Here is a 6,155-nt window from a genome sequence, read left to right as displayed (position 1 = left end):
ACAACGACCTCCACTACTATTATACCGGAGGTCGTTTATCTAGTTTATGAAATTAATTTCTGAAAACGATATTTTCTTCATGCGTTTGTCGTGGCACCAAGTCCTCTCAAACCACTAAATTCTTTTCTAAACAAAGCGGTCTTCATCGTCCTATCAAAAAAGTCAGGCGTCTTTCACCTAACTTTTTCTATGCTATTTAAAGGTTTGTCTTTTGCAAACCGTATCTAATGGTAACACTCATATAATGCCAAATAACCAATGCCAAGCAGATCGTTACTGACCAAATTGCTTTCTCATGAAGAAGAGGATTCAAAAAAGCAACACACATAGCACCCAAGATAAAGCTCAATACAGTCAAACTATAGTTCATCGCTTGACGTACCATCAATGCATCTCTTTCCTTTTGACTGACGACACGATACCAAGCCAATAACATTTTGCGGTAATTACCAGATGTCATCAAAATCATATAAGGATGGTCTTCAATCTTACTTCCAGTAAAGGTCAACATCAATAGCCCTGTACCAAAAGCCAGCAAGATAACCCAAAGATAAGTGAAATGAGGGAGTAAAGGTAGTACAGCTGTCATGATCAAAAGCGGCAAAAGCATATACACTCTCCAAAAAGCTGTCTTGGCTCTATCTTTGACAAAGACACCTACCAGAAAACCAACAGAGAAAAAGAGAATAGACAGACAACGTAGCAAGGTGCTCTCAGTACTGTGATCTTTAACATCCGAAATCAACAAAATAATATTCCCCGTTTGCGTGGCGACCAGAGAACCAAATTGCAAATGTGAGTACACATCAATCGCTCCGCCTATAATCCCCAAGAGAATAGCTGTCAGTCTACTGTGCTGTGGTAAATAATCAGGTTGTTCCATCTTTATCCCCCTTTATAACTCTATTATAGCACTTTCTCAGGTCACCAAATCAATTGTCATCAAAAAGTCATTCTTTTTAGAGGTATTCAAGGATTATCACAAAAGTCGGAGAATAAGAAAAAGAGCGATTTCTCGCTCTCTGACGTTATTAAGGAGGATGTGGGATTCGAACCCACGCACGCTTTTACACGCCTGACGGTTTTCAAGACCGTTCCCTTCAGCCGGACTTGGGTAATCCTCCACATCTGCAATTATTATAACAGATAAGAGAAATCAAAGCAAGGTTTTCCGTAAATTTCTATGTTATAATGAAATAACAACTACTTTGGAGGATTGACATGACATCTACAAAAGATAACCTACTCGCCTATAGACGACTTCCTAACTGGACAGCTGATACACTTCCAGAAGCCTTCAAACAACGCCACAATACCAAAGAAGGAACCTGGGCCAAGTTAACTATTCTGTCTGGTCAACTAACCTTTTTTGAATTGACTGAAGATGGGGAAATCATAGCTGAACATCTTTATTCTAAAGAGTCAGATATTCCTTTTGTTCAACCTCAAGCCTGGCACAAAGTCGCAGCTGCTACAGATGATTTGGAATGCTACTTAGAGTTTTTCTGTCAACCTGAGGACTACCTTAGCAAAAAGCACGGTTGGACAAAGACACACTCCGAAGTTATCGAAGCTGCTCCACTTCTAGCACCAAATAGTCGAATTTTAGACCTCGGTTGTGGTCAAGGACGTAACTCCCTCTACCTCAGTATGCTAGGACATGATGTGACCTCTGTCGATGCTAATGGTCAAAGCCTTGTCATGTTGGAAAATATGGCAATAGAAGAAAATCTCCCTGCCAAGATTGACTGGTATGATATCAATGAAGCAAACATCACAGATATCTATGACTTTATCCTATCAACGGTAGTCTTTATGTTCCTAGACCGTGATCAAATTCCTTATATCATCCAGGATATGCAAGACCACACGAAATCAGGAGGCTACAACCTCATCGTCTGCGCTATGGATACCGACAACTACCCTTGCCCAATGCCGTTTAGCTTCACCTTTAAAGAGGGAGAGTTGAAAAATTACTACAAAGACTGGGAGTTGATTAAGTACAATGAAAATGTCGGCGAACTCCACAAGGTTGACGAAAATGGTAATCGCCTTAAAATGCAATTTGCAACGCTTCTCGCCAAGAAAAGATAAGCTTTTCCAAAACCTATCACTAATCTTTAGAGGTTGGACAAAGTCCTGCCTCTTTTCTTATCTCACCTCAGCAGCATTCCTAACTTGATTTTTCCTAGATATAGTGCTATCATCATTTAGCTAACACTATATCTTGTAGTAACTATCAATAATAACTTTTGGAGGTATATTACCATAGTGATTATACTCGCAGGCATGATCGGTGTCGGAAAAACGACTTACACTAGTAAACTAGCTAAAGCCCTAGGAACAGAAGCTTTTTTTGAACCAGTTGACAACAATCCTATCTTGGATAAATACTATGAAGATCCAGACAAATACGGCTTTGCCTTACAAATTTATTTTCTCAATAAACGCTTCAAATCTATCAAAGAAGCCTACGAGAAAGACAACAATGTCCTCGACCGTTCGATCTATGAGGATGCTCTCTTTACCTACATCAACAAGCTACAAGGAAATATCAGTCAGGAAGAATATGCTATTTACCTTGAGCTATTGGATAATATGATGGAAGAAATGGCTGGCATGCCTAAAAAATCACCTGACCTTCTCATTTACCTTGATGGTAGTTTTGAGCATATCATGGCAAATATTGAAAAACGAGGGCGTTCTTACGAACAACCAACGGCTGATAATGGCTTACTGGACTACTACAAACTTCTTCACGACCACTATCAAGGCTGGTTTGAGGACTACGACCACAGTCCAAAATTACGTATTAACACCGATAACCTCGATATCCATCGTCAAGAAGACTGGAACACCGTCTATCAAGTCATTACAGAGCAGATGAAAGCACTAGGATTAGATAAATAAAAGACATAGAAGGATTTTAGATACCTTCTATGCTTTTTTTCTATACGCTTAACGCTTTAGTCAGCTGACACAACCGCAAAGGCGTCTAAGTTATTATCCTTACCGACTTGGGCTGTGAAGTGGTCACCAATTTTCAAGAAAGGTAGCTGGTCAGTCGTTTCTTGACTGGCTTTGATTTTGTAAATCTGACCGTTAGATTGAATGTAATAAACAGTCGTTCCTGCAATAATCTGACTAGCCAGTTGCTCAACCTTGCCCGAAATCTGTTTCTGCTTATCACTTGTCGCAGACTGATCAGCACTAGCTCCTGTCAAGGCTGAGGTGTCCGCATCGGTAAATGCGGCAATCAATTTTTCAATATCATTGTTGACCGTCACCTGCTGATAATCTTCGGCATCCACCAAAGCATAAGATTTGACCAAGCCTGCATCATCTTTGAGAGAGACAAGATAGTAGGCTTGACCAGCTAATTTTGTCAAGATAGGTGCTGTTGCCTTGTATTTTTTCTCCTGCACTTCACCTTCGGCGGAAGCTTGGGCCGCTGTTTCAGTGGCGGAAGCCAATTTGTAATTAGTCACTTGTCGCGTTCGCATATTGACCAAAATAAAGCCAAGGTTTGAGGAATCTGCCGTCGCTGATGTGATGCCTGTGTAGAGATAGATGTCCGACCCAATGGCGATATAGTTGTAACTGTCAGTCGTCTTTTTAACACCCGATTGGCTGAATACTGTGTTCCAAAAACCATTTTGGTAAGTATAGTAGTCATCCACACGGCTAATCACATTGTCAGCCGAATAAACACGGTCCACCCATTCTGGAATATCTTTCAAGTCATAGGCCTTGCTCTTTCCTGTCACAGCATCCAAGATAATAGCACCAACAGGATCCTTAGATGACAAGAGAAACTTAGGACGATAAACTGTCGCCACATAGTAAGGATTACCCTCATCATCAACTTCAAAAGAAGGTTGCCCAAAAATAGTCGTTGGGTGCTGCAAACGTAGGTGACGCAGGGTATCTCGGAAGAGATACTCAGAATCCGAGTACTTCATTGCTTCTTTGAGCTTAACTAGCTCTGCCTTACCTGTAGTCTGATTGACCTTGACATAGTAGCCAATTCCTTCCTTACGATTTGACATCCATTTCCAGAAATTCTTGTACTCTAGAGGTGAGACACGGTAAGGTTGCTGACCAATGGTAATCTGACGGTAAGCGTCTGAAATCCCGAATTGAGACACCTTATCAATGGTTCCTAGATAGGTATCGCCTATCTTTTCAGCTGACGCCCTATCCAAAAGTGCCAACTTAGACACATCTGTCTCTGGAAAGTCCTTGGCGAAGTCAGCTTCCTTGACTTGAATGACTCCAGCATAACTTTTTGCCCTAAATACTCTAGAGCTAAAGAGACTAGCCCCACCCAAAATCAACAGAATGCCCACTATGAGAGCAAGACAAAGCTTGAACGCCCTCCCATAAGCAATGGTCTGCTTAGTCACATCCCTAGCCCTTGTTCTGCCGAGATTAGCCGCCTTTTGAGAGGGAATAGCAGAGCTGACTGCTGCTACCAGCCCCCATAAGAACTGAGCCACCAGAGCCAAAGCCAAGCCCTCTAAGACAAAGAACCAAAAGCCTAGCTCCAAGGGATTAAGGGCAGGCAAATAAAACCAATAAGAGACCAGCATGAGAAGCACCCACAGACCAGTCAATGCAAAACCAAGACCCTTTTTCATAAGTATCTCCTTTCTTTCCTAGCCAAATTATACCACATCTCCCTAGCTTTTATGGCTGAAAAAAGGTCTATTTCTCGCCTAGTCTCCCATTTTCTGTCATTTGAACAATACAAAACCAAAAACTTATCTACGTCTAAATTCAGAGCTTACTCTTTACATCTCAATAACTAATAGTAAAAGCAAAGCAAGTAACACCGTCACAACGAGAACCAAGATGAGCCAGAAACCCAGAGGGTGTTTAGGGTTCAAGCCTACCCCCCAGCCAAATTCACGCACCACCCATAGAGGTTCACTAATAGATTGCTTTCCCTTTAAACCAAGCAGTCTAACAAGATAGTAACTAAAAAATATCAGCAACATTAAAAGTATCAATCGATTAACCATACTGTCTCCTTTTTCCTAGTATTATACACCTTTTTCCTAGACATAAGCCCTAAACTCGCAAGTCCTGCTTATTTTTGATAGAATATAAAACAATCACCCTTAACATTAGAAAGGATAATGGCTGTCCTTGTAGTGAGAGCAATCGCTCAGCTCCTCTGAGTTTTTACCTAGACAGCCTCGGTATCTTATTTTGAAACTCATTTCATGGAATATTGATTCCCTTAACGCTGCTTTGACTAGCGACTCAGCACGCGCCCTCCTATCTCGCGCAGTTATTGACACCTTAGTGGCTGAAAAGGCTGACATCATCGCTATTCAGGAGACCAAACTCTCTGCCAAAGGTCCTACCAAAAAGCACTTGGAAATCCTCGAGAGCTACTTTCCAAACTACAAAAACACTTGGCGTTCGTCTGTTGAGCCTGCACGAAAAGGCTACGCAGGTACCATGTTCCTCTACAAAGAAGAGCTTGATCCAGTTATTACTTTCCCAGAAATCGGTGCCCCTTCCACAATGGACTGCGAAGGACGCATCATTACTTTGGAATTTAACGACTGTTTCGTAACCCAAGTCTATACGCCAAATGCTGGCGATGGTTTGAAACGCTTATCTGACCGTCAAGTTTGGGATAGTTGCTACGCTGACTACCTAGCAGAGCTGGATAGCCAAAAGCCTGTCCTTGCCACAGGCGACTACAACGTTGCTCACAAGGAAATTGACCTTGCCAACCCATCAAGCAACCGTCGTTCACCAGGATTTACCGACGAAGAGCGTCAAGGATTTACTAACCTCCTTGCCAAAGGCTTCACAGACAGCTTCCGTCATGTTCACGGCGATGTGCCGAATGCTTACACCTGGTGGGCACAACGCAGCAAGACCTCAAAAATCAACAATACCGGCTGGAGAATCGACTACTGGTTGACCTCAAACCGCTTGGCAGATAAGATCACTAAATCTGACATGATCAGCTCAGGCGACCGCCAAGACCACACACCGATTGTCTTGGAAATTGACCTATAATAACTAAAAGCAGTTAGAAGGTGTACTGACCCCAAAAAGTTGGACACTATATTTATTGAAGGGATTTAGTTCTGTATTGCACAGGACTAAGTCCTTTTAGTTTTGCTTTGATT

Annotated in this window: 6 protein-coding genes and 1 tRNA gene; 3 read left to right on the top strand and 4 right to left on the bottom strand. The window is 41.9% G+C overall.

Features of this window, described 5'->3' with window-relative positions; all coding sequences use genetic code 11:
* Positions 1-196: 196 nt before the first annotated feature.
* The gene (locus tag JOC31_RS09560; protein WP_205017932.1) at positions 197-883 is read right to left on the bottom strand and encodes a YoaK family protein; all 687 of its coding nucleotides are present in this window, start codon (positions 881-883) and stop codon (positions 197-199) included.
* Positions 884-1,034: 151 nt separating this feature from the next.
* Positions 1,035-1,124: transfer RNA gene (locus JOC31_RS09555), tRNA-Ser, on the bottom strand.
* A gap of 97 nt (positions 1,125-1,221) precedes the next feature.
* Between JOC31_RS09555 and tehB the strand changes: the two genes are divergently transcribed.
* A complete protein-coding gene (tehB, locus tag JOC31_RS09550; protein WP_205017931.1) occupies positions 1,222-2,094 on the top strand; it encodes an SAM-dependent methyltransferase TehB in 873 nt (290 codons plus the stop codon).
* 177 nt (positions 2,095-2,271) lie between these two features.
* The gene (locus JOC31_RS09545; RefSeq protein WP_205017930.1) at positions 2,272-2,910 is read left to right on the top strand and encodes a deoxynucleoside kinase; all 639 of its coding nucleotides are present in this window, start codon (positions 2,272-2,274) and stop codon (positions 2,908-2,910) included.
* A gap of 56 nt (positions 2,911-2,966) precedes the next feature.
* Here the strand turns inward: JOC31_RS09545 and JOC31_RS09540 are convergent, their stop codons facing one another.
* Both JOC31_RS09540 and JOC31_RS09535 read right to left on the bottom strand, forming a co-directional pair.
* Entirely contained in the window at positions 2,967-4,640 is a 1,674-nt protein-coding gene (locus JOC31_RS09540) for a hypothetical protein (RefSeq protein WP_205017929.1), read from the bottom strand.
* A 153-nt stretch (positions 4,641-4,793) separates the two neighbouring features.
* Positions 4,794-5,024, bottom strand: coding sequence for a hypothetical protein (locus tag JOC31_RS09535; protein WP_205017928.1), 231 nt, complete (start codon positions 5,022-5,024; stop codon positions 4,794-4,796).
* Positions 5,025-5,214: 190 nt separating this feature from the next.
* Between JOC31_RS09535 and JOC31_RS09530 the strand changes: the two genes are divergently transcribed.
* Entirely contained in the window at positions 5,215-6,042 is an 828-nt protein-coding gene (locus JOC31_RS09530) for an exodeoxyribonuclease III (protein ID WP_205017927.1), read from the top strand.
* The last annotated feature ends 113 nt before the right edge of the window (positions 6,043-6,155 follow it).

Origin of the sequence: Streptococcus saliviloxodontae, from assembly GCF_016908655.1 — a bacterium.
Taxonomy (GTDB): domain Bacteria; phylum Bacillota; class Bacilli; order Lactobacillales; family Streptococcaceae; genus Streptococcus; species Streptococcus saliviloxodontae.
The sequence above is the reverse complement of the archived record's forward strand: the minus strand, read 5'-3'. Positions and strand labels throughout refer to the sequence as shown.